26 protein-coding genes are annotated in these 21066 nt (G+C 67.2%); 9 read left to right on the top strand and 17 right to left on the bottom strand.

The genetic code is table 11. The features are described from left to right. Window positions 1-18: 18 nt before the first annotated feature. A complete protein-coding gene (locus tag ACIOSY_RS02530; RefSeq protein WP_400848488.1) occupies window positions 19-2310 on the bottom strand; it encodes an MFS transporter in 2292 nt (763 codons plus the stop codon). A gap of 231 nt (window positions 2311-2541) precedes the next feature. On the opposite strand from ACIOSY_RS02530, the gene ACIOSY_RS02525 reads away from it, so the two are divergent. The 3 genes from ACIOSY_RS02525 to ACIOSY_RS02515 all read left to right on the top strand — a co-directional run bounded on the left by ACIOSY_RS02525 (window position 2542) and on the right by ACIOSY_RS02515 (window position 4949). Continuing rightward, window positions 2542-3222, top strand: coding sequence for a hypothetical protein (locus ACIOSY_RS02525; protein WP_400848485.1), 681 nt, complete (start codon window positions 2542-2544; stop codon window positions 3220-3222). 328 nt (window positions 3223-3550) lie between these two features. Continuing rightward, window positions 3551-4018, top strand: a complete 468-nt coding sequence (locus ACIOSY_RS02520) for a hypothetical protein (RefSeq protein WP_400848483.1) — start codon at window positions 3551-3553, stop codon at window positions 4016-4018. A gap of 448 nt (window positions 4019-4466) precedes the next feature. Then, window positions 4467-4949, top strand: a complete 483-nt coding sequence (locus tag ACIOSY_RS02515) for an urease accessory protein UreE (RefSeq protein WP_400848480.1) — start codon at window positions 4467-4469, stop codon at window positions 4947-4949. 42 nt (window positions 4950-4991) lie between these two features. Here ACIOSY_RS02515 and ACIOSY_RS02510 read toward each other — a convergent pair whose 3' ends face one another. Further along, on the bottom strand, window positions 4992-5615 hold the full coding sequence (locus ACIOSY_RS02510; protein ID WP_400848477.1) for a DUF2625 family protein: 624 nt from the start codon (window positions 5613-5615) through the stop codon (window positions 4992-4994). A 66-nt stretch (window positions 5616-5681) separates the two neighbouring features. Here ACIOSY_RS02510 and ACIOSY_RS02505 point away from each other — a divergent pair, with 66 nt between their 5' ends. The 3 genes from ACIOSY_RS02505 to ACIOSY_RS02495 all read left to right on the top strand — a co-directional run bounded on the left by ACIOSY_RS02505 (window position 5682) and on the right by ACIOSY_RS02495 (window position 6905). Then, on the top strand, window positions 5682-5960 hold the full coding sequence (locus tag ACIOSY_RS02505) for a hypothetical protein (RefSeq protein WP_400848474.1): 279 nt from the start codon (window positions 5682-5684) through the stop codon (window positions 5958-5960). Window positions 5961-6162: 202 nt separating this feature from the next. Next, a complete protein-coding gene (locus tag ACIOSY_RS02500) occupies window positions 6163-6594 on the top strand; it encodes a type II toxin-antitoxin system RelE/ParE family toxin (RefSeq protein ID WP_400848471.1) in 432 nt (143 codons plus the stop codon). A gap of 5 nt (window positions 6595-6599) precedes the next feature. Then, on the top strand, window positions 6600-6905 hold the full coding sequence (locus ACIOSY_RS02495; RefSeq protein ID WP_400848468.1) for a helix-turn-helix domain-containing protein: 306 nt from the start codon (window positions 6600-6602) through the stop codon (window positions 6903-6905). Window positions 6906-6921: 16 nt separating this feature from the next. On the opposite strand, the gene ACIOSY_RS02490 is transcribed toward ACIOSY_RS02495, so the two are convergent. The 7 genes from ACIOSY_RS02490 to ACIOSY_RS02460 all read right to left on the bottom strand — a co-directional run bounded on the left by ACIOSY_RS02490 (window position 6922) and on the right by ACIOSY_RS02460 (window position 13323). Continuing rightward, window positions 6922-7419 carry a hypothetical protein gene (locus tag ACIOSY_RS02490; RefSeq protein ID WP_400848464.1) on the bottom strand — a complete coding sequence of 166 codons (498 nt, stop codon included), beginning with the start codon at window positions 7417-7419 and terminating at the stop codon, window positions 6922-6924. 132 nt (window positions 7420-7551) lie between these two features. Beyond that, window positions 7552-8277, bottom strand: coding sequence for a GntR family transcriptional regulator (locus ACIOSY_RS02485; protein WP_400848461.1), 726 nt, complete (start codon window positions 8275-8277; stop codon window positions 7552-7554). 29 nt (window positions 8278-8306) lie between these two features. Then, on the bottom strand, window positions 8307-9224 hold the full coding sequence (locus ACIOSY_RS02480) for a PfkB family carbohydrate kinase (RefSeq protein ID WP_400848458.1): 918 nt from the start codon (window positions 9222-9224) through the stop codon (window positions 8307-8309). Beyond that, window positions 9221-10060: a carbohydrate ABC transporter permease gene (locus ACIOSY_RS02475; protein ID WP_400848455.1), complete on the bottom strand. Its 840-nt coding sequence runs from the start codon at window positions 10058-10060 to the stop codon at window positions 9221-9223. Before ACIOSY_RS02475 ends, ACIOSY_RS02480 begins: the two co-directional genes overlap by 4 nt. Before the next feature lie 2 nt (window positions 10061-10062). Next, window positions 10063-10944, bottom strand: a complete 882-nt coding sequence (locus ACIOSY_RS02470) for a carbohydrate ABC transporter permease (RefSeq protein WP_400848452.1) — start codon at window positions 10942-10944, stop codon at window positions 10063-10065. 71 nt (window positions 10945-11015) lie between these two features. Beyond that, entirely contained in the window at window positions 11016-12299 is a 1284-nt protein-coding gene (locus ACIOSY_RS02465) for an ABC transporter substrate-binding protein (RefSeq protein WP_400848449.1), read from the bottom strand. A gap of 19 nt (window positions 12300-12318) precedes the next feature. After that, complete coding sequence (locus ACIOSY_RS02460) at window positions 12319-13323, bottom strand: SIS domain-containing protein (RefSeq protein WP_400848446.1); 1005 nt, start codon at window positions 13321-13323, stop codon at window positions 12319-12321. A 165-nt stretch (window positions 13324-13488) separates the two neighbouring features. On the opposite strand from ACIOSY_RS02460, the gene ACIOSY_RS02455 reads away from it, so the two are divergent. Further along, a complete protein-coding gene (locus tag ACIOSY_RS02455) occupies window positions 13489-14067 on the top strand; it encodes an isochorismatase family protein (RefSeq protein ID WP_400848443.1) in 579 nt (192 codons plus the stop codon). 1 nt (window position 14068) lies between these two features. Here ACIOSY_RS02455 and ACIOSY_RS02450 read toward each other — a convergent pair whose 3' ends face one another. Next, a complete protein-coding gene (locus ACIOSY_RS02450) occupies window positions 14069-14641 on the bottom strand; it encodes a TetR/AcrR family transcriptional regulator (protein ID WP_400848440.1) in 573 nt (190 codons plus the stop codon). Between the two features lie 51 nt (window positions 14642-14692). Here ACIOSY_RS02450 and ACIOSY_RS02445 point away from each other — a divergent pair, with 51 nt between their 5' ends. Next, the gene (locus tag ACIOSY_RS02445) at window positions 14693-15013 is read left to right on the top strand and encodes a DUF952 domain-containing protein (RefSeq protein WP_400848437.1); all 321 of its coding nucleotides are present in this window, start codon (window positions 14693-14695) and stop codon (window positions 15011-15013) included. A 23-nt stretch (window positions 15014-15036) separates the two neighbouring features. Here the strand turns inward: ACIOSY_RS02445 and trxA are convergent, their stop codons facing one another. From trxA to ACIOSY_RS02430, 3 genes are all read right to left on the bottom strand, one after another. Then, a complete protein-coding gene (gene trxA, locus ACIOSY_RS02440) occupies window positions 15037-15402 on the bottom strand; it encodes a thioredoxin (RefSeq protein ID WP_400848434.1) in 366 nt (121 codons plus the stop codon). 71 nt (window positions 15403-15473) lie between these two features. Beyond that, a complete protein-coding gene (locus tag ACIOSY_RS02435; protein ID WP_400848431.1) occupies window positions 15474-15992 on the bottom strand; it encodes an RNA polymerase sigma factor in 519 nt (172 codons plus the stop codon). Then, window positions 15992-16579 (bottom strand): hypothetical protein, encoded by a 588-nt coding sequence (locus ACIOSY_RS02430; protein WP_400848428.1) that lies wholly within the window; start codon window positions 16577-16579, stop codon window positions 15992-15994. Before ACIOSY_RS02430 ends, ACIOSY_RS02435 begins: the two co-directional genes overlap by 1 nt. Before the next feature lie 104 nt (window positions 16580-16683). On the opposite strand from ACIOSY_RS02430, the gene ACIOSY_RS02425 reads away from it, so the two are divergent. Then, entirely contained in the window at window positions 16684-17304 is a 621-nt protein-coding gene (locus ACIOSY_RS02425; protein WP_400848425.1) for a cyclodeaminase/cyclohydrolase family protein, read from the top strand. A 26-nt stretch (window positions 17305-17330) separates the two neighbouring features. Here ACIOSY_RS02425 and ACIOSY_RS02420 read toward each other — a convergent pair whose 3' ends face one another. From ACIOSY_RS02420 to ACIOSY_RS02405, 4 genes are read right to left on the bottom strand one after another with little or no spacing between them, the layout of a single operon-like run. Beyond that, window positions 17331-18005 (bottom strand): response regulator, encoded by a 675-nt coding sequence (locus ACIOSY_RS02420; protein WP_400848422.1) that lies wholly within the window; start codon window positions 18003-18005, stop codon window positions 17331-17333. After that, entirely contained in the window at window positions 18002-19255 is a 1254-nt protein-coding gene (locus tag ACIOSY_RS02415; RefSeq protein ID WP_400848419.1) for a sensor histidine kinase, read from the bottom strand. Before ACIOSY_RS02415 ends, ACIOSY_RS02420 begins: the two co-directional genes overlap by 4 nt. Window positions 19256-19265: 10 nt before the next feature. After that, window positions 19266-20087 carry an ABC transporter permease subunit gene (locus ACIOSY_RS02410; RefSeq protein ID WP_400848416.1) on the bottom strand — a complete coding sequence of 274 codons (822 nt, stop codon included), beginning with the start codon at window positions 20085-20087 and terminating at the stop codon, window positions 19266-19268. Continuing rightward, window positions 20084-20995, bottom strand: a complete 912-nt coding sequence (locus ACIOSY_RS02405; RefSeq protein WP_400848413.1) for an ABC transporter ATP-binding protein — start codon at window positions 20993-20995, stop codon at window positions 20084-20086. The genes ACIOSY_RS02410 and ACIOSY_RS02405 overlap by 4 nt, the downstream gene beginning before the upstream one ends. Between the last annotated feature and the right edge of the window lie 71 nt (window positions 20996-21066).

The raw sequence follows: 21066 nt of genomic DNA, 5'->3' as shown, positions 1-21066 counted from the left end.
GACCATCGACGATCCGCGTCACAGTTTCAGGGAATCGACGAGGAAGCGGTGAATTCGGGCCAGGGCTCGTCGTCCTTCGGGAACCGGCAACTGCACGAAGCCGTGAGCGCCGCCCGCGATCTCGACGAGTTGCGTCGTCACTCCGTCCGCGAGGAGTCGCTGATGCACGGCGCGCGCGTCCTCGAGCAATGAGTCGTGGGTCCCCACCAGAACGAGAGTCGAGGGGAATCCCGCAAACGATCCGAACAGGGGCGAGACCCGCGGATCCTCGAGCGGGATCTCCCCTGCATAGAAGCGCGCACTCCGCGTCAGTCCCTCACGGGTCAGCATGTCGCGACCGCGATTGAGCTCGTAGCTGGTGCTGGTCTGGGTGAGGTCGGCCCAGGGCATGACGGCGGCGACTGCGACGGGCATCGGCAGCCCCTCGTCTCGGATGCGCTGCGCGAGCGCGAGAACCAGCCCGCCGCCCGCAGACTCCCCGACGATGGCAATCGGTCCCCTGCCGGCCATCGAACGATAGACCACGAGGGCATCCTCGACGGCAGCCGGGTACGGATGCTCCGGCGCGAGCCGGTAGTCGACGCTGACGACGTCGACGCGATACTGCCGAGCGAGACTCGAATGGGCCCTGCCGAAGGTGGCGCTGCCTCCCACGTAGGCTCCACCGTGCACGTGCAGTACCGACGCCGATGTCGGCCCGACCGTGTAGCGATGAACAGGCACGCCGTCGACGAGCTCCCGCACCTCCTGCACGCCCGGGGCGATCTTCAGGCGGTTCTCCATACGCCGGGTGATCTCCCGAGACTTCTCGAGGGTCGGCGACGACTTGGCCATTCTTCTGCCCATGGCCAACATCAGACCCTGGGCGGCACGCATTCGCAGACTGGCCGGGCCGTTGCCCTGTTCCCCGGCGGCGTCGACCGATCGCACAGGAATGAAGAGCCCCATGAGTGCGAACACCAAGCTCAGAACTCCACAGATGGCCCACACCGCGATGAATTGGGCGACCGATGCGCCCCCTCCTGCCGTCGAGGCCATCACGAACGCGAAGAAGGCGCCGGCGATCGCGCCGGCGGCGGCGCGTGCTGTGTTGTACAGCCCCGAGGCGATGCCGACGGCATCCGATGGAGCCACCCGCACGATCGTCGCGGGGACGACGCTCAACAACAGCCCGTTGCCGAGTCCGCTCACGACAGCGGCCACCAAGAAGACTCCGACCACGTTGGCCCAGAGGAGCAGCAGGAGGTAGGCGCTCGCGACGAGGATGCCGGAGACCAGAATGGTCGCACGCACCCCGAGGCGGCGAACGAACCGGTCGCCCGTGAAGGCCGTCACGATCGTGCCGGCCGTGGTGAGTATGACGATCAGCCCGGCGGAAACGGGCGTGAATCCCAGACCGAACCCGTCGACTGCCGGATCGGACAGCGCGAAGACGGTCGTTGCCGTCGTGCTCCCGAAGAACTGCGCGCCCCCGAGGAATGCGATCAGCAGTGGCAGACCGACCCCGCCCTTCGTCAGAACTGTCAGATCGACCAGCGGACTCGTCACACGCCTCTCCACGAGTACCCACGCGACGAGCACGACCAGTCCGATTCCGATTCCACCGAGCGTCCGCACGTCGGTCCATCCCCACATCGGAGCATTGGCGAATGATCCCAGTGTCAGCAGGAGTCCGATCCCGAGCATGCTGGCCCCAGCCCAGTCCACCCCGCCCTTCGCTCGCACCGTTGTCTCCGCGACGAAGAGGATCAGCCCCGGGATGCACGCCGCGATCACCAGAACCGGTATCCAGAGGGTCGGCCGGAGGTCTCCGAACATCTGCAGGGCCAATCCTGCGCCGACCCCGCCGAGCGCTCCGCCGATCGTCGCCGACCCGACCAGACTGCCCACGGCCTTTCCCGAGGACTCGCCTGCGCGCTCACGAACGATCGCGAAGGACAGGGGCAGGAAGGCGGCGAGCGGTGCCTGGAGAGCCCGCCCCGCGAGCAGAACACTGAACGATGGCGCGAGAGCGATGAGTGTCGTGCCCGCCGTGACCGCGAACGCGGAGTAGAGCAGCAGCCGACGATGCCCGAACACATCGCCGAGCTTCGCCAGGATCGGCACGAGGACGACGGTGGCCAGCATGTAGATCGCGTTGACCCAGTTCAGCTCCGCCGTACTGGCCTCGAATTCGCGACCCAGTTCGCTGAGCAGCACGATGTACCAGGCGCTGAGGAGTCCGGTGGCGAACTGCAGGAAGGGGAGGAACCCCAGCGCATTCGGAGTGGAATGTGCGGCGGTGGTTACGGCTTCAGTGCGATCTGACATCAATGTCTCCGATCAGTGCGCGGTTCCGCGGGTCGCGTGGGTGCGACCCGCTTCTGCATGTTCGTTACACTAAGTGCATCTTTACCTTTAGTGCAACAACTCCCTCTCGGACGCCTGCACGCACCCGCCCCGCCCGATCGCCCCGAGACCGCTGGCCGCTTCTCGGCACGTCGTCACGCGGGACGGTCTGCCATTCAGGCCACACCCAGTCGATGCCCGCACACTGTCCCGATGGAATTCAGCGGAACCGTGCCGATGGACGCCCCCGACCCGCGCATCGAGTACGAAGCCCGGCTGCACGCGCTGCCTTTCGGAGTCTTCGAACTCGTGCCGCAGCCGTCGCTCACGCGGCTGCCGATGCCTTCGTTCAGCGAGATGATCGGCGCAGAGCGCATGCTCTCGGCATCCTTCAGCTATGCCTGGTGGCGCTTCCCCGACGACCATTCCGACCCGCGCAACGAGATCGAGCTCGACGAGAGGACCCGCCGCTCGATCGAGGAAGAGCCCGCGTGGGGGCGCCCGACCTGGCTCATCGAGCAGGCGCAGCTGCTGCGCTACCCGATGCTCTGGGAGGCGACCCGCACCACCTGGCACGCGTCACCCGACGACTCACGCGCGTCGCTCGCACGCGAGCTCGTCGACCACGCGAACCACGTGCTCATCAACCGCTTCCGCACGGAATTGGGCATTCCGAGCGGCCCGCGCGTTGGCGAGGCATGGAAGACGACGGTGACGGCCGTGTCGGATGCTTCCGCCACCGTCGACGGAGCCGAACGGCCCGCCGTTCAGATCGACACGGATCCGTTCGTGTTCGCGATCGGGTTCCGCGTCGACGAGCACATCGTGTGCACGACGGTCGTGCCGCGCGATGCGCTCGAATCGATCGACCTCGCGCTCACGACGTGCCAGTAGCGCACCGACGAGCGATCCCGCGTCCATCCGGACGAGATATGTCCAGATCCTGTCGACATCCATGTCGACGAGACCTCCGAACGGAGCGGTCACGTCACCGGTGTCGCGGGAGTCGTGCTGGACGCGGGCGGTGGTGATTCTGATTCGGGAGCTGGGGGTCACGAGCACTCGCACGCGTCGGTTCCCGACGGCGATGAAATCGACAACCCGTGCAGGGCCATTCGCCGCCGCCTCGATGCGACTGAGCAACACATCGAGGTCTTGATCTTGAGCGACGAAACGCTCTCGCCATTGCTATAGTCGTAAGTACGACGCGTACGTCAAGTACGTGTCGTACGCAGTAGCCGTCGAGATTACTGAGAAAGCAGCTATGAACCAGTCAGCAGTCGTGGATTACCCCACGTATTCAAGCGCCCGAACCCACTTCAAGGACATCCTCGACGCCACAGAGCGCGGCGGGTCGGTGACCGTGTCTCGCGATGGTCAGGTCTCCGTGGTGCTGCAGGCCGATCGGCTTCGATCCTTCTTCTCCCGCGCAGTGTCCCCTCGAGTGGAACTGGCGCGCGAGGACGACCGTGTCATCGCTCTCATGTCAGGGCGACCGTTCGTCTCCGAAGGCGCGTCTGTTGACTCGGCTCTTGCGGATCTCATCGAGTCCCTGCGTGAGTATGCGGAGGACTGGGAGACGCGCCTCCAGCAGGCTCCGAACCATCGCGACAATTGGGCGCTGGTGCAGCTCATCAAGCTCTCCTCAGACGAGGAGCTCCTGGAGTGGTTCGAGCGCGACGGTGAGTGAGAAGCATCCGGCTCCGACCCGCGAAGATCACGATGACTTCTGCGTGAACGAGATGTGGATCCTCGTGCGGGGCTCCACTGGTAAGCCGGTCACACATCACAAGACCTACGAGATTCTCCTTTGGGATGGCCGGATTCTCCGAACAAGGATCTCGCGCCCCGTGGATCGCACGGACTACTCACCGCGGATGTGGTCGCACATCCTCCGCGAACAGCTGGAGGTCAGTTCCGATGCGTTCTGGAGCTGCGCGAGGGACCACGTGCTGCCCGATCGCGGCGCCCCGGAAGTCACTAAGCCTCGAAAGTCAGTGCCCCTGTACCTCGTGCGCGAGCTGAGTCGTCTGGGGGTCGCCGAAGAGGAGATCTTCGCGCTCGACGCCGCGGGTGCCGCCCAACTCCACGCAGACCTGCTGTCGCAGATGTAGCCCCGACCGGGTTAGGTTGACGCCATGCCCTCCAAGAGGAATCGACAACGCCGCGCGGCTGAAGGCGCGCTGCCGACGACGCTTCGCGCAATTGGCTACGCAACGCCGGACCATGCGATCCCGATCGATCTGGGGTTGCTGACCCACGAGGAACGCCACCGCCCGGTGCGAGAGTTGACGTTGGTACATGGCGATACCGTCGCGATCGACTTCCCGACCGGGGCAATCGAAGACGGATGTCTGCTTGAGCTCGATAGCGGTCGTTGCGTTGAAATCCTTGCCAGCGATGAATGCCTGTACGAAGTCCGTGGCACCGATCGGGAACACCTTTGGCAGTTGCGTGCCTACCTGCTGACGCGATACACGGAGATCCAATTCGAGGACGACCGACTCCTCTTTCCACGCGACCCCGCGGCTCGCAAGGCGCTCGAGCGCCGAGAGGCAAAGGTCAGCGAGGTGTGCGAACCGTTCTTCCCCACCTCACCCGAGCCGGCGCAGCCAACGTAAGCAGCTCGTGCGAGGTTCGGGCCCGGAACGAAGCAGCGCTCGTCATCGCCCAGCGTTCGAGTAAAAAGCGTGAAGTTCCGTCAGAGGCACAGGGCGTCGCGTGCAGTTCGCGATCGCCTGCCCCTCGGCGCTGAACGGCGGCGGATAGATGGCGATGCCCTCGTCGAGGGCCAGATCGAGTGACTCCTGCTCCCAGCCGTCCCAGCGAAGCTCGGTGTAGAACTCCGCGAGTCCATCGGAGAGCGCCCAGCTGACGAAGGCCGAGTAGCCGCCGCCGATGCCCGTCCATTCGAGCGTGTCGGGGCCGAAGTAGCAGACTTCGCCCGGCGCGAAGCCGAGACCGCCGCCGTCCAACGCGAATGATCCGCCGAGAACATCCTCGGCGACGATCAGGAAAGGCGGTGCCGTGCCGTCCAGTCGGTTCGTCTCGGCGATACCCCGTACATCCTCGGATCCACCGCCGAGAATGCGAAGCCAGCCGTGGTCGACAAGCAGCGCGCCGACGTGCGTCGCAAGCGCACCCATCGTCGATCCTTCGCTCACACCGAGTCGCTCCAGGACCTCCTGCGCGCTGACCCCGTGCAGCGGGAGCATTCTGACGCCCGTCGCCGCGCCCTCGATCTCGCGCACCAGATCTGACCAGGTGGATCCGCTTCGCTCCGTCATGCCTACAGATTCACACAATCGATGACCGCCACGGCTCAGCCCCGTCGCCATGCAACACTTCTCCTCATGACGGATGAGCTTGCGACCCAACTGGCTCGGCGGCAAATGGTTCTCGCCTTGCTCTACGCGGCGGAGAATCCCGCGCGAGTGATCGAGGTCTGCTCAACTGCCGAGACGAGCGGCGACGAGCTGACGCGCACTCTTGCTGACGCCTGCGGTCTCAGCATGTTTCAGGCCGACGTGATCCTCACGATGCAGGTGCGGCGCTTCTCGCCGCACGCCGTCACGCAGATGCGCGCCGAGCTGCTCGATATCGACCAGGCAATCGACCAGCTGAAGGGCTAGAAGGGCGGCACGGCCGCACCTTTCGTACGAGAGGGATGCTGAAGACGGGGAGCCGGCCGTTTCCTCCCGCTCTTACCCACACGCACCGGATGGGTCCGCCCCCCTCGCCGGCGTTGCTCCCCACGGTCACCGAGGTCACCGAGATCCGACGAACGCAACATCGGCTGATTGCGGGTAGACCCTAGAGGGTCTACGGTGAGATGTGTGGACAGTCGATCTCGAACAGATCAAGACCTGGCTGATTGATCTGGACGAGAAGTCGAGAACCCAGGTCGTTGCCGCAATCGAGCTTCTTCAAGAGCACGGCCCACAACTCGGCCGCCCCATCGTCGATGGGGTGAAGAGCTCTCGCCACAAGAACATGAAGGAACTCCGCCCAGGATCCTCTGGCAAGACCGAGCTTCGAATTCTGTTCGCGTTCGACCCGCTGCAACAAGGGATCTTCCTCATCGCGGGAGATAAGGCTGGCGAGTGGAAGTCCTGGTACTCGCGGAACATCCCGATCGCTGACGACCTTTATGACACACATCTGAAGAAGATCGAGGAAAGAAGACGGCGCGAAGAAGAGGTGCGACGTGGCGCACAGCGAGGCAGACGACCGTCCTCCACGAAGAACAAGAAGAAGGGAAGGTGACCGTCATGGCTCTCTCACTCGAGGATTTTCTCGCCGAGCACCCTGCCGATCGCGCGCAGGTCGAGGCAGAGAAGACACGCATGCTCTCCGAAGTTCGGGCGTACCGCCTTCGCGAGCTCCGAGAGCGCGCAGGGATGACGCAGGCGCAGCTCGCCGCGCGCATCGGCGTCGGACAGCGGCAGGTCTCCAAGATCGAGCACGGCGACATCGACAATGCCCGCGTGGCGACCATCCGCAAATATCTCGACGCCGTGGGTGGCAATCTCGTCCTCGAGTACGTCACCGACGACGCGCGCGTTCAGGTGGCCTGACCCCGCAGAAACCGCGTCAGCGTCGCGGGCGTGCCCCCGGGTGGGCGGCGGCGATCAGCCGCTGCGCCTCGGCGATGGCCTCGTCACTGAACAAGCGTCCGGGAAAGACGAGTCGCGTCTTGGAGGGGGTGAGGCGCACGACCACACTGTCGCCGACGCGTTCGATCGAGCGCAGAGACGTCCATGGCATCCGTGTCGATCCGGTCGGCCCGCCCTGCTCGAATCCGTCTGTGTCGATGCGCGCGAACACGTCCGACCCGATGACGAGGGTCTTGGCCAGGCGGCGCGGCGCCACCCAGATCAGCGCGGCGAGCGAGAGCAGCATGATCGCGCCGGCGACGAACACGAGCACGGCGTCGTTCCCCGTGACGACCGAGGTCGCCGAGAGCGTGAGGGCGCCGATTCCCGCCACGAGCATCACGGCGATGAACCAGGGAGAGGCCGTGTATCGACGGATGCCGCGGCGCACCGCCCGCTGATCGTCGGCTGTGGCGGTGATCGTCCTGTCGTACATGCGTCCATTCTGTCGCGGGCGGTGCGCGACGAGCGGTGCCAAATGACTCTTATTCGGCCGCTTTACCGACATTTCGCTACGATCGGCCCCGCGGTGACGAACGGGAGACGGATTGCCGAGACCCCGGCCTGATCACTCGGCGGTGCGCGAGACGACCTTCAGCCGCATGCGGCTCGGCACCACCCGCACGCGAGACGTATGCACCAGCTCGCCGTGCTGGTCGATGGCCCGTTTGCGGATGACGATGAGAGGGTCGCGCTCAGGGCGCTGCAGCCACTCAGCCGTCTGGGCGTTCGTGAACCCGACGCCGAACTCGCGGTGCATCTCGGAGAACTCCACGCCGTAGTCGTCGCGCAGCACCTGATAGGTCGAGACGTCGTCGACGATCTTCTCGTCGAACCCCGGGAAGCGCAGCAGGGAGTACCGGCTCACGTCGATCGACAGCGGGATGCCGTCGAGCGCGAACACCCGCACGAGGCGGAAGGTCGGTGATCCGACCGGCACGCCCAGGCGCTCTGCGCGCCGCTCGTCGGCATCGAGCACTTCGGCCTTCATGATGGTGCGCGACTTCGCGCCCTCGCCCACGACCTTGTCGGCGAATCCGCCGACAGACATCGTGCCGAGCACGTCTCGGGCCGGAGCGACGAAGGTGCCACGACCCTGCTGCCGGCGAACGAGGCCGATCTCCTCGAGGTCGGCGACCGCACGACGAACGGTGATGCGGCTCACGCCGAAGCGGGCGCACAGCTCGGGTTCGGGGGGCAGCTTGCCGCTGGCGGCATACGTGCCGTCTTCGATCTCGTGCATGAGGAGCGTACGGATCTGCTCATGCAGCGGTGCGGAGTTCGCGTCCTTCACCTGATCTCCCCCTGCTGCGACGATCGCCGTCACGCCTTGCGGTAGCGGCGCAGGAGTTGCGCCCGTGCGTCGTCACCACCCCTGACAGGGTAACCGAACGCACCCCGCAGTGTGCAGGCCAGCGCCCCGGTGGTCGACGCGATCTCCAGGCTCCGCTGGATATCGGCATCGGATGCTCTCGCCGCGAGGAACCCGGTGATGAAGGCGTCTCCCGCACCGAGCGCGTCGACGGCATCGACCGGCATGACTCCCACGGCGTGCGCGGCCCCTGCCTCGAACGCCCGCGCACCGCGTGAGCCGAGGGTGATCACGACCGAGGCCATGCCGCTGTCGAGGGCGAAGGCGGCGAGCGCGTCGACCTCCGCGTCGGAGAGCGCGCCGCCCGAGAAGAACCCGACGTCGACGTGGCGTGCCGTCGCGCGCACGATGTCGCTCGCCGCATCGTTCGAGTAGTCGAACGACACCGCCGTGCCGCGCTCGGCGATCGCCGGCAGCTCGGCCTCGATCGAGGAGTAGACCGAGGTGTGCACACGGGCGTACTCGGCGAGGTAGGCGGTGTCGGCTTCGGACATGCGCAGTCGCAGTTCGGCCTGCACCCCACCCCGGTTCGAGCCGACGAAGACGCGATCGCCGTCGTCGTCGAGTTCGACGAAGGCCATGCCGTTCGCGCCCCGCGCCACGCGCACGCGCGACCGGTCGACGCCGATGTCGTCGAGCACCTCCTGAAGGTGCACGGCGAAGCGGTCGTCGCCCATGATCCCGACGAAGCCGGCACCGCCGCCGAAGAAGAGGCGGCTGTAGACCGCCACGTTCAGCGCGTTGCCGCCGGGGTAGGCGAGGTCTTCGTGCACGTAGCAGTCGAGGACGTTGTCTCCCACTCCCACGAGCGACGGGGCGGGCACCGAGCTCAGGATGTCTCGCAGGTCGTCGGCTGAGTACATCGTCATCCCTTCACACTCCCCGCCGCGACACCCGCGACGAAGTACTTCTGGAGCGCGATGAAGACCACCACGATCGGCAATGCGGCAATCGTCAGTCCGGCGAGCAGCACCCCCCATTCTGTCGAGAGGGCGTCGCGGAACGACATCAGGCCCGCGGGGATCGTGCGCAGCGAGTCCTGGTCGATGAACACGATCGCGAACAGGAACTCGTTCCAGGCGAAGTACCCGGTCAGCACGGCCGATGTCGTCAGCACCGACTTGCTCAACGGCAGGTACACGTGACGGAGTACGCCCGTCGACCGGCATCCGTCGATCGTGGCCGCGTCGACCAGCTCCTTCGGGATGCCGAGGAACACCGAGCGGATGAGCAGGATCGCCATCGGCAGGCGGAACGCGACGTAGGGGAGGATCATCGCCCACGACGTGTTGAGCAGCCCCATGCCGTCGAGCAACCGGTAGAGCGGGATCAGGCTCACCTGCGGGGCGACCACCAGCCCGCCCATCGCGACGATGAGCACGACATCGGCGACCCGACTCGACATGCGCACCATGCCGTAGGCGCACAGCGCGGCGATGAGCACGGTCGCCGCCGTCGAGGCGATCGTGACGATCACCGAGTTGAGGAAGTACTCCGAGATTCCCTTGTCCCAGGCCTGCGCGTAGTTCTGCACGAGCCAGATCGAGGGCAGACCCCACGGGTCGGCGAAGATCTCGGACGACGACTTGAACGACGAGATGACCATCCACAGCAGCGGGTACGCAATGACGACGGCGTAGATGAGCAGCAGCGCGTAGACGGGGACCTGTCGGACCCGCTCCAGCGGGCGCAGATGTGCACTCACGGTCAGTCCTTTCCGCTTCGGAACGAGAGCATCTGAACCAGCGACAGCACCAGCGTGATGAGGAAGATCAGGCTCGCGATGGCGGAGGCGTACCCCATCTGATTCTGGAAGAAGCCCTGGTTGTACATGTAGGTGGCGAGCACCTGGGTCGTGTTGCCCGGACCGCCCTTGGTGAGGATGTACGGCTCGTTGAAGACGGTGAACGCGCCCGAGACCGTCAGGATCATCGCGACGAAGATCATCTCCTTCGCTTGCGGCACGGTGATGCTGAAGAACTGGCGGATGCGTCCGGCGCCGTCGAGGGATGCCGCCTCGTAGTACTCCTCGGGAATCTGCTGCAGCGCCACCACGTAGAGCATGCAGACATAGCCGATGCTCTGCCACTGCGACACCGCGATGACCGAGCCCAGGGCCGTGTCGACGTCGGCCAGCCAGGCCGTCTGCAGGTGCTCGAGACCGATGAGGGCGAGCAGTTCGTTCAGAAGACCCCCGCGCGAGTTGTACACGAAGGTGAAGAGCAGGGCGATGACCGTCATCGAGATCACCGCGGGAAGGAAGTACACCGACCGGAGGATTCCGCCCATGCGGGGTCCGAGCAGGCGGGTGAGCCAGGCGGCGACGACCAGCGCCCCACCCACCTGGCAGATGATCGAGACGGTCGCGTAGATCAGGTTGTTCGTCAGCGCCGTCTTGATGATCGGGTCATCGAGCAGGCGCAGGAAGTTGTCGGCGCCGACGGGCTTCATCCCGCCCGCACCCGCACTGAACGAGAAGAAGCCGTAGACGATGTTCGCGATCAGCGGGTAGTACACGAAGAGCCCGAGCAGTGCGAGTGCGGGAAGCACGTAGAGCGCATTGCCGAAGGTGCGTGTCAGAGGTTTCATGCCGGGGTATCTCCCTGGATAGAGGGGTAGAGGGGGTGCCGGCCGGCTGCTCCGGCACCCCCGTGGATCACTCAGGACGCGTCGCGCACTCGCGCTGCGGCATCCTGAACCGCCTTCATGACACCCTCCGGAGTCTGCTGACCACCGAGCATCAGCTGCGTCTCGGTGAGATACGCCTGCACGATCTGCGGGTCGTAGGCGTTGTCGAGCCAGGTCGTCATCGCCGAAGCGTCGACGATGCCCTGCGCGAGCTCCTTCGAGATCTCCGGAACATCCGCCTTGTCGACAGCACCCTGCACCGCGCTGAGCTCTCCGGTCTCTTCGGAGTACTTCACACCGTTCGTCTCGTTGAGCATGAACTCCACGAAGCGCTGCGCCTCTTCGGGGTGCTCCGTGGTCTTCGAGATGACGAAGCCCTCCGGAGCGCCCGTCAGCTGACCGGGGTCTCCCTTGCCGCCGTCGACGCTCGGCATGTTGAACGTCGCGTACTCGAACTGCGCGTCGCCGAAGTAGCCGACCTCCGAGCTCTGCATGTACATGATCGGCGCTTCGCCCGCGATCCAGGCGTTGCGCGCGATCTCGTGCGTGACCGCCGCCATGTCGTCGTTCATGTAGGCCGACAGCTCCTGGAAACGCTCGAGCGCCTCCACGTAGCCGGGGTCGGTGAACTCGCCCTTCGCCGGATCCTGATCCGCGAGGAAGACCTCGGGGTCGAGCATCCGCTGGTTCAGCGTTCCGACGTAGTGAGCGATCGTCCACTGGTCCTGCGCACCGTACTCGATCGGCGTGAGCCCCTCGCCCTGCAGCTCGTCGAGCACGTCGATGAACTCGTCCCACGTGGTCGGAACCTCGAGGCCGAGCTCGTCGAACACGTCGACGTTGTAGAAGAACAGCTTGGAGTGCATGCCGATCGGCAGACCGTACTGCACGCCGTCGACCGCGAACGGTTCGAGCTGGCTTTCGTAGAAGCTCTCCGTGAGCTCGGGGTTCTCGGCCAGCCACGGGCCGAGGTCCATGAGCGCGTCGCCCTTCGCGAGCTCGTCGAGGAACGAGCCGCTCCACGAGAACATCACGTCGGGGGCGTTGGCGGAGCCCGCCACCACCTTCACCTTGTCTTTGTACGCGTCGTTGAGGACGCTCTCGACGTTGACCTTGATGTCGGGGTTCTCTTCTTCGAACCGCGAGACGAGGTCGGCGAAGTAGGCGTTCTTCGGCTCGTTCGGCCAGCGGTGGAAGAAGTCGATCGTCACCTGGCCGTCAGCGGACTCGGACTCCGAGCTGCCGCAGGCGGCGAGCGGGACGATCAGTGCGCCGACGGCGATGGCGGCGGTGGCGATGCGTGCAGTTGTGCGCATTCGGATGCTCCTTGAGTTCTCAGTACTCCATGCGCCACATGTAGCGGCGCACGGAGAGCGGGTGTCCACGGTGGTCGGCGAGCGCGTCGGCATAGACGCGCAGCACGATGTTGAAGAGGAGGTGGGCGAAGGCTCCGCGCACCTCGGGGGCGACGACGTCGAGACCGAAGTCCTCGGCGTCGATGACGAGCGCCTTGTCGGAGTGCTGCGTGAGGAAGTTCACGGCGCGCTGCTCGACCGGGCGGGTCTCGTCGAGGCCGAGCAGGGCGATGAACGGCACGTCGACGTCGGTGACCTCGAACGGGCCGTGGAAGTACTCGCCGGCGTGGATCGCGGCGGAGTGCACCCACTGCATCTCCTGCAGCAGGCAGATCGCGAACGAGTAGGCCGTTCCGTAGTTCGATCCGCCGGCCATCGTGTAGATCAGCGGTTCGCGACGCGAGGCGAAGCCCCACTCGTCGGCGGATGCTGCGTACGATTCGCGCGCGGCCGGGACGAGCGTCGGCAGCTGCGCGACCGCGGCGTCGACGGCATCCGCGATCTGCACGCCGTCGCGTTCTTCGAGCACGGCGGCGACGAGGCGGAGGATGAGCGCTCCGCCCACGTACGACTCGCTCTTGCCCTCGCCGTGCTGGTAGGCGATGACGTACTCCGACTCCGCCGCGAGGGGCGAGGTGGGGTCGAAGGTGAAGGCGACGGTCAGCGCTCCACGTTCGCGTGCATGCTTCGCTGCGGCAACCGTCTCGGGCGTCGTGCCCGAGTGCGAGCAGAGGATGACGACGGCGTCGGCGTCGACGCGCGACGAGTTGCGCGAGGTGAACTCGGCCGCGTTGAGCACGGTGGCTTCGAGGTTCTTCGCGAGGGTACCGAGGATGTACTCGTTCGGCAGCATGTTCGCGTACGAGCCGCCGCAGGCGGTGAGAACCACGCGGGACACGGTTTCGCGGGTGGCGATGGCAGCACGTGCGGCTGCGAGCTGACTCTCGATGGTGGTGGAGTCGATGAACGATGCGGTGGCAGTCAAGATGGACCTTTCCGATTCAGACGTCATAACTCGTTATATGACGTTATGTAATGACTGACTATGCCCTCCCCCATCCTGGCTTGTCAATGGTTCTGTCCGAGATCCTTCGAGGGTTGACCGCTCGCGGACTCGCGAGAGGCGATCCCGGCGCGCGAAGATGACCCCATGGCTCAGAACTCCGACACCGCACTCCTCGTCATCGACGCCCAGGAGTCGTTCCGACAGCGAGCGGACGAATGGGCGGCGACCGCCAACCCGCAGGTGATCGACAACGTCGCCCGCCTCGTCGAGCACGCTCGCGAGGTCGGCGACCAGGTCATCTGGATCACCCACGCCGACCCGGGCTCGGGCGGCGTCTTCGACCCCGACCAGGGGTTCGTGCGCGTCTTCGCCGAGCTCGAACCCCGCGATGACGAGCTCGCACGCACCAAGACCACGGTCAACGCGTTCACGTCGACCGACCTGGAAGAGCAGCTGCACCGGTCGGGCATCCGTCGTGTCGTCGTCTGCGGCATCCGCACCGAGCAGTGCTGCGAGACGACCGCGCGCGTCGCCGGCGACCTCGGCTTCAACGTCGACTACGTGACCGACGCCACGACCACCTCCGACATCGCCGCGACGGGAGACCTGGCCGCCGTATCGGGGGTCGACATCATGCGCCGCACCGAGAGCATCCTCTCCGCCCGCGGCTTCGCGACGATCATCACCACCGATCAGCGCGTGAGCGGATCAGCGTCCGCCTGAGTCAGCCCGCGCCCGCGACGCCCAACGCGCGCAGCGTGCGGTTGACGTGGGCGTCGATCTCGGCGGAAGTGAGAGCCGGAGCGAGTCCGAGCAGTCGGCGCCGGTGCGGCTCGCCGAGGAGCGCGGTGAAGACGAGCTCGGCGGGGGCTGCGGCATCCGCCGGCAGGAACTGCGCGAGGAAGCGCTGCGCGCGACCGGGACCTTCGTCGTAGAACTCGGCGGCGAGCGCGGCGTTCGCGCCGGCATCCGCCACGATCGCGCGGTGCACGGCGATGGCCTCGTCGCTGAGCAGGTGCGTGACGACGGCGACGGATGCTGCACGCAGGTCGTCTGCGGATTGCCAGGTGCCGTCGAGGTAGGCGTGCTGGCGGCGCACGGCCGCGCGCACGAGTCCCGTGCGGTCGTCGAAGTCGGCGTAGAGCGTGCGCTTGGCGACATGGGCGTCGACCGAGACCCGATCGAACGTGACGGCGTCGTAGCCCTGGGTGGTGAGCAGAGCGATGACGACATCGATGACGCGCTCATGCCGCTCGAGCCGCTCGGCGGCGGAGGGACGCCCGCGTTTTCCTGTCATGGTTGTAGCCTAGTCGAGAATGCTACGAATCCGTTTCATTAAGGAGAAGCCGTGACCGCAGAGATCCACCACATCGCCATCCAGGACGACTGGGAGATGAGCCGAGGGTTCGGCGAGTACGTCGTCTCGACCCGTGGCACGCACTTCGAAGAATCAGGATTCATCCACGCGACGACGGCCGACCGCGTGAACGACGTGGTCGCGAGCCGGTACGCCGACCTCGACCTGCCCCTGCTCGACATCACTCTCAACGTCGAGGCTCTCGAGGCCGCGGGCATCGCCGTCGACTGGGTCGACGGCGCACCCCGCATCGTCGGCGAGCTGCCGATGTCGGCCGAGGTCGTCGTCTCGGAGCGCGTCATCCCGCGGTGACCGCCATCGCGGTCACCGCGTGGCTACTCCGCGGTCTCCTCGGCGATCGACGCGCGCACGGCATCCATGTCGAGGGCGCGCACCTGGCCGATCAGGTCTTCGAGTGCGGGCGCGGGCAGCGCGCCGGCCTGCGAGAAGACGAGGATGTTGTCGCGGAACGCCATCAGGGTCGGAATCGAGACGATCCCGGCGGCACCGGCTAGGTCTTGGTTCGCCTCGGTGTCGACCTTCGCGAAGGTGATGTCGGAGTGGTTCTCCGAGGCCTGCTCGAAGATCGGCCCGAACATGCGGCACGGACCGCACCACTCGGCCCAGAAGTCGACGAGCACGATGCCGTCCTTCTCGACGGTCTGCGCGAAGTCCGCGCTGCTCAGCGCTGTCGTTGCCATGAGGGGGTCCTTTCGTCGGGATCTCACCACCAGCCTAGAGACCGTGTGCGCCGCGGGGGCGGCGCACGCCCTCAGTCCTGCGTGGTCAGCTCCGGGCTCAGCGCCACGCGGAGACGCTCCTTGGCTTTGGCCAGCCGCGAGCGCGCCGTCGAGGCGTTCACGCCGAGGATGGCCGCGGCCTCGTGCGAGGCGAACCCGTCCCAGTAGATCAACCGCACGAGTTCCGCGTCCTCGGCAGGAAGCGCATCGATCGCAGCGCGCACCGTGAGCGCATCGTCGTCGGCGTCCCCTGCCGGAGTCGTCGTCATCATGGCCTCGGCGAGCCGTTGCACCGCTCGACGGCTGCGCTGCGCCGACCGCCGGCTGTTCTGCAGCACATTGCGGGCGGCCACGAACATCCACATGCGAGCGGCCTCCGGATCGGTGGGGATCTTCGCGCTCCGCTTCCACGCGACGAGAAGAAGCTCGCCGAACGCGTCCGCCGCATCCGCCCCATCGAGCGTCCGGCGCTGGAAGTACGCGAGGAGGTCGGCTTCGTTCCGGCGGATCATCTCGTCGAAGACGCTCTCCCGCTCGCGAGCGCGCCGCATCACTGGCATCCCATCGCGTCGGACGAGAGCGACACGGGTCCGTTCTCCGTGGGGCTCGACAGGCCGCGGCGCGCCAATTCGTCGAACAGGATCTCGGCGACCATCGAGTGCACCGCGCTCTGCTTGATCTCCTGCGGCGTATAGAAGACCGTACCTTCGGCCCCGTCGTCGAACGGCGTGCCGATCTCTGCGGCCATCTCCTGCTCGTACGCCGATGTGTCGAGGCTGTCGAGGTCGATCGCGGCGACGATCTCGCGTGCCTGCAGCATCGCCTCGGAGTCCGCGGCGACCCCGTCGGGCATCACCCGAATCCCGGCGAAGCACGTCTGCCCGTTCGGTCCCGGAATCGAATAGACGGCATCCGCGCTCCACCCCCAGGGCGTCTCCGTGCCGTTGCCGGCGACAGCGACGCTCCCCGCTCCCACGAGGGCCGCCGTCGCGATCGCCGCCCCGGTCCAGATGCGGCTCACCGTGCGGCGCCTGCCGCGCACCTCCGACATGATCCGCTGACGGTGCTCCGCGAGCCCGAGCGGAGCACCCGCCCACGGGGCGCTCGCACGCAGGCGATCTTCGTCGAACTCATCCATGTCGTATCCCTCCGTCATCAACACCTACATCACGTACATGTCGGTGGCGGGGTGGATTGTCCATGCCGCATCGAACTTTCTTTCACGCCGGTAGGGTGACGCGCATGACCGAAACCCCTCCCGTTTCGACGGCCACCCCGCTGGATGCCTGGCTCACCGCGCTCGCGCAGCCCAACGGGGCACCCGGCGGAGGCGCCGCCAGCGGGGTGATCCTCGCCGTGTCGGCCGGACTGCTGCACATGGTGGCCGAGTACACCGACGATGCGCGAGCCGCCGCGTCGTCGCAACGACTCTCGGGGGCGCGCCACGAGGCGCTGCGTGCGGCCGAAGCCGACGGCGCCCGTTCGGCCGCGTTCGGCGCCGCGCTCGCTCTGCCGAGCGACGATCCGGAGCGCGATCGCCGCGTCGCCGATGCGGCGGTCTCGGCATCCGAATCGTCCGTCGGCCTCGGCGCTGCAGGAGCGCGGTTCCTGCCCGACCTCGAGCTCCTGGCCGAGATCGCGAACCCCGCCGTCGCGGCCGACCTAGCGATCGCCGCCGAATCGCTCGCCCTCGGCATCTCGGGCGCGACGATCAATCTGCGCACCGACCTCCGCCTCGCACGCAAGCACGGGGCCGACGCGACTGCGTGCGACGCCCTCGAGCGCGAGGCAGAACGACTGGCGGATGCCCGGTCCCGAGCATCCGTCATCGCTCAGCGGGTCAGGGCGCAGCTCGACGACTGACCGCCGCTCGAGCCCGTTCGGGCCGTTCACTCGGCCCCGGCGAGCCCGAGCCGATGCGCGAGGATCACGGCGTGCACGCGGTCGCGCGCGCCGAGCTTGGCGAGCACGCGGCCGACGTGGGTCTTGACGGTCGATTCGCTCACGTAGAGCTCGTCGCCGATCTCGGCGTTGCTGAGACCGCGGGCGATGGCGAGGAACACGTCGTGCTCGCGTTCGGTGAGGGTCGCGACGAGCGGATGCTCCGCCCCCACCCCGGCGGGCGCGGCACCGAGTTGCGGCGAGACGTGTTCGAGCAGCATCCGGGTGATCCGTGGCGAGAGCGCCGCGTCGCCGCGATGCACGGCCCGCAGGGCGGAGAGCAGCTCGTGGCGCTGGGCATCTTTGAGCAGGAACCCGCTCGCACCCACGCGGATCGCCCCGAACGCGTACTCATCGAGGTCGAACGTCGTTAACACGAGCACGCGGGTCTGCGGATGCTCGCGCACGATCGCCTCGGTCGCGGCGATGCCGTCGAGCCCGGGCATGCGGATGTCCATGAGCACGAGGTCGGGCTGCAGCGCCGCCGACTGGGCGATCGCCTCGCGGCCGTCTCCGGCCTCGCCGACGACGACGATGTCTCCTTCGGCCTCGAGCACCATGCGGAAGCCGAGGCGGATGAGCTCCTGGTCGTCGACGAGGAGCACTCTGATCTGTTCGGTCATGTCTTCTCCTCGGAAGAGTCGGGGGCGACGGGCAGCGCCGCGCGCAGCATCCATCCGCCACCGTCGGCGGGGCCGTAATCGATGGTGCCGTGCACGTGCGCGGCACGTTCCCTCAACCCTCGAAGCCCGAACCCGGCAGTGCCGACGGCTCCGCCGGCCCGGTCGTTGACGATCTCGATGCGCACCTCTTCGGGTGTGTGCGCGACGCGCACGGCGATCTCGGTCGCTGTCGGCGCATGCCGCATCGCGTTGGTGACGCCCTCTTGCACGATGCGCGACACGGCATGGTCGACGGCGGCGGGAAGGGTCACGGCCGTGCCGACCGTCACGAGGGTGACGGGGAATCCGGCGCGCTGCGCGTGGGCCACGGTGTCGTGCGGCGAGGGTGCGGTCAGCGGCGCCAACGGCAGCGGATTCTCGTCGTCGCGGAGCACACCGAGCATCGACCGCATCTCGGTGAGAGCACTGCGTGCCGTCGCGGCCGCAGCCGACGAAGCCGCGCGGGCCTGCTCGCGGTCGGGCGTCGCCGCTGCCCCTTCCGACAGAGCCACGACCACGGTGAGGGAGTGCGAGACGATGTCGTGCATCTCACGCGCGATGCGCGCGCGTTCGGCGGCGGCGGCGAGCTGCGCCTGCTGGTCGCGCTCGACGAGAAGCTGGCGCGACCGGTCGATGACGGCGTCCAGGTAGCGCTTGCGGCCCCCGACGTTCACGCCGATCAGGGTGCCGATCAGACCGAGCACCACGACGTTGAGCACCGGGTTGATCGCCACCTGGAAGGTGATCGCGCCGCTCAGGCTGAGGCTCGCGGCCACGACCATCAACGATCCGGCGCCGATGCCGAATCCGGTCCAGGCGGCACGCGACGACCCGTAGACGGCGAGCGCGTAACAGGTGAAGAGGGCGAGCGGCGTGCCCCCCGGCAGAGTGCCGAAGAGGAAGAGCGCCTCCACCACGAATGAGGTGATGAACGGCAGCAGCGGAATGCGGCGACGCCACAGCAGCGTCGCGCAGGCCGCGACCACGGTCACCGGCACGAGCACCGACAGCACCTGTCCGACGGGGTCGGGCAGCGACGCGTCGACCCGATTCGCCGGGGTGAGCGACAGGAAGAGGCAGAGGAGCGCGATCAGCACATCGGCGAACACCGGATGCCGCGCCCAGAACCGCCGGAAAACCCCGGGCGGACGCGGCAGCCGCAACTCCTCGTCCTCACGGACAGAGGCGCTGCGGCTGCGCGTCTTGCTCACCCTCGCGACTCTACGCGTCGCGGGTGCGCAGCACGGCCCAGGCCGAGAGCAGGGTCGCCGCGACCCAGCATGCGAGCGTCAGGTAGGCGACCGGCTCGTCGAGTCCGCCCGATCCGGGGAGGATCGCGCTCTGCGCGGCCGCCATCGGCAGGTAGCTCGCGGCGTCCATGACCCACCGCCAGGAGTCGCCGGCGATCGCGAACATGCTCGCCACGATCGGCAGCACGAACAGCAGACCCACCGTTGCGGCGATGGCGCCGGCGCCCGAGCGCAGGATGAAGCCGAACGCGACGCCGATGAGGGCGAACACGGCCATCGAGAGCGAGGCGACCACGATCGGCAGGAACGACGCCGAAGGGTCGGACCAGTCGATGCTCTGGTCACGGGTCGACACGACCAGCGACACCGCCAGCGCGGCGACGCCGAAGATGATCAGCGACGACACGAACAGGAAGACGGCGAGCACGACCGACTTCGCTGCGAGCACCGACCCGCGACCCGGGTTGGCGGTGAGCGTCGAACGGATCATGCCCGTCGAGTACTCGCCGGTGACCGAGATCGCGCCGAGGATGCCGGCGAGCAGCATCGTGAACTGAATGGGCGAGACGACCGCCTGGATCGGCTCGAAGCCGGGCATGTCGACCGCCGACGCGATGAGCACGGCGATGCCGATCGTCATCACGGCGGTCACCGCGATCGACCACCAGGTGGCGCGCAGGGTGGCGAGTTTGATCCACTCACCGCGCAGCGCACGCACGAAGCTCAAGCGGTAACGGGTGTCGACGCGGTGCGGAGTGACCGCGCGGGGCTGGGTGATCGCCGGGGCGGTCATGAGATCTCCTTCGTCCGGTACTCGACCGACTCGCCGGTGAGGGCGAGGTAGGCGTCTTCGAGCGACCCGGTGGTCGGGGTGAGTTCGTGCAGCGGGATGCCGCGTTCGGCGGCGAGGTCGCCGATGCGTGCGGCGGGCAGGCCCGTGATGTCGAACAGGTCGGGTGCGGTGCTGACGATCTCGACATCGGGTCCGGAGACCAGCTCGGCGAGCGCTGCGCCCCGCGGAGTGCGCACGCGCACCCGGTTGGTGGTCCAGGCGCGCACGAGCTCTTCGAGCGGAGCATCCGCCAGAACCTTGCCGCGCCCCATGACGATGACGTGGTCGGCGGTCTGCGCCATCTCGCTCATCAGGTGGCTCGAGAGCAGCACGGTGCGCCCTTCGGATGCCGCGTGGCGCACGAACTGGCGCACCCAGCGCACTCCTTCGGGGTCGAGGCCGTTGACCGGCTCGTCGAGGATGAGCGTGTGCGGGTCGCCGAGCAGCGCCGAGGCGATGCCGAGCCGCTGCCCCATGCCGAGCGAGAACTTGCCGGCGCGCTTGCGGGCCACCGATCCGATGCCGGCGAGGTCGATGACCTCATCGACACGGGATGCGGGGATGCCGTGGGTCGCCGCCATCGCGCGCAGGTGGTTCCGTGCCGTGCGGCCGGTATGCACCGCCTTCGCGTCGAGCAGCACGCCCACCTCGGTGAGCGGAGCCCGCAGCTTGCGGTACTCGTTGCCCGCCACGGTGGCGCGACCCGATGTGGGCCGGTCGAGGCCCACGATCATGCGCATCGTGGTGGACTTGCCCGCGCCGTTCGGCCCGAGGAAGCCGGTGACGGTTCCTGGTTTGATCGTGAACGACACGTCGTCGACGGCCGTCTTGTCTCCGAACCTCTTCGTGAGGCCTTCTGCTGTGATCATGCCTCCACGCTACGAGCGAGCGCGGGGGCGGCGCATCCGCCTGAAGTACCGTCTTGCGGTGCCGGGCATCC

The organism is Microbacterium sp. NPDC087665, from assembly GCF_044743285.1.
Classification (GTDB): Bacteria; Actinomycetota; Actinomycetes; order Actinomycetales; family Microbacteriaceae; genus Microbacterium.
The sequence above is the reverse complement of the archived record's forward strand: the minus strand, read 5'-3'. Positions and strand labels throughout refer to the sequence as shown.

Excerpts from the sequence above, each read along its gene's own strand:
- ACIOSY_RS02530 (WP_400848488.1), bottom strand. The coding sequence starts at position 2,310 with ATGTCAGATCGCACTGAAGCCGTAACCACCGCCGCACATTCCACTCCG.
- ACIOSY_RS02525 (WP_400848485.1), top strand. The coding sequence starts at position 2,542 with ATGGAATTCAGCGGAACCGTGCCGATGGACGCCCCCGACCCGCGCATC.
- ACIOSY_RS02515 (WP_400848480.1), top strand. The coding sequence starts at position 4,467 with ATGCCCTCCAAGAGGAATCGACAACGCCGCGCGGCTGAAGGCGCGCTG.
- ACIOSY_RS02510 (WP_400848477.1), bottom strand. The coding sequence starts at position 5,615 with ATGACGGAGCGAAGCGGATCCACCTGGTCAGATCTGGTGCGCGAGATC.
- ACIOSY_RS02505 (WP_400848474.1), top strand. The coding sequence starts at position 5,682 with ATGACGGATGAGCTTGCGACCCAACTGGCTCGGCGGCAAATGGTTCTC.
- ACIOSY_RS02495 (WP_400848468.1), top strand. The coding sequence starts at position 6,600 with ATGGCTCTCTCACTCGAGGATTTTCTCGCCGAGCACCCTGCCGATCGC.
- ACIOSY_RS02490 (WP_400848464.1), bottom strand. The coding sequence starts at position 7,419 with ATGTACGACAGGACGATCACCGCCACAGCCGACGATCAGCGGGCGGTG.
- ACIOSY_RS02480 (WP_400848458.1), bottom strand. The coding sequence starts at position 9,224 with ATGACGATGTACTCAGCCGACGACCTGCGAGACATCCTGAGCTCGGTG.
- ACIOSY_RS02470 (WP_400848452.1), bottom strand. The coding sequence starts at position 10,944 with ATGAAACCTCTGACACGCACCTTCGGCAATGCGCTCTACGTGCTTCCC.
- ACIOSY_RS02465 (WP_400848449.1), bottom strand. The coding sequence starts at position 12,299 with ATGCGCACAACTGCACGCATCGCCACCGCCGCCATCGCCGTCGGCGCA.
- ACIOSY_RS02455 (WP_400848443.1), top strand. The coding sequence starts at position 13,489 with ATGGCTCAGAACTCCGACACCGCACTCCTCGTCATCGACGCCCAGGAG.
- ACIOSY_RS02450 (WP_400848440.1), bottom strand. The coding sequence starts at position 14,641 with ATGACAGGAAAACGCGGGCGTCCCTCCGCCGCCGAGCGGCTCGAGCGG.
- trxA (WP_400848434.1), bottom strand. The coding sequence starts at position 15,402 with ATGGCAACGACAGCGCTGAGCAGCGCGGACTTCGCGCAGACCGTCGAG.
- ACIOSY_RS02435 (WP_400848431.1), bottom strand. The coding sequence starts at position 15,992 with ATGCGGCGCGCTCGCGAGCGGGAGAGCGTCTTCGACGAGATGATCCGC.
- ACIOSY_RS02430 (WP_400848428.1), bottom strand. The coding sequence starts at position 16,579 with ATGGATGAGTTCGACGAAGATCGCCTGCGTGCGAGCGCCCCGTGGGCG.
- ACIOSY_RS02425 (WP_400848425.1), top strand. The coding sequence starts at position 16,684 with ATGACCGAAACCCCTCCCGTTTCGACGGCCACCCCGCTGGATGCCTGG.
- ACIOSY_RS02420 (WP_400848422.1), bottom strand. The coding sequence starts at position 18,005 with ATGACCGAACAGATCAGAGTGCTCCTCGTCGACGACCAGGAGCTCATC.
- ACIOSY_RS02410 (WP_400848416.1), bottom strand. The coding sequence starts at position 20,087 with ATGACCGCCCCGGCGATCACCCAGCCCCGCGCGGTCACTCCGCACCGC.
- ACIOSY_RS02405 (WP_400848413.1), bottom strand. The coding sequence starts at position 20,995 with ATGATCACAGCAGAAGGCCTCACGAAGAGGTTCGGAGACAAGACGGCC.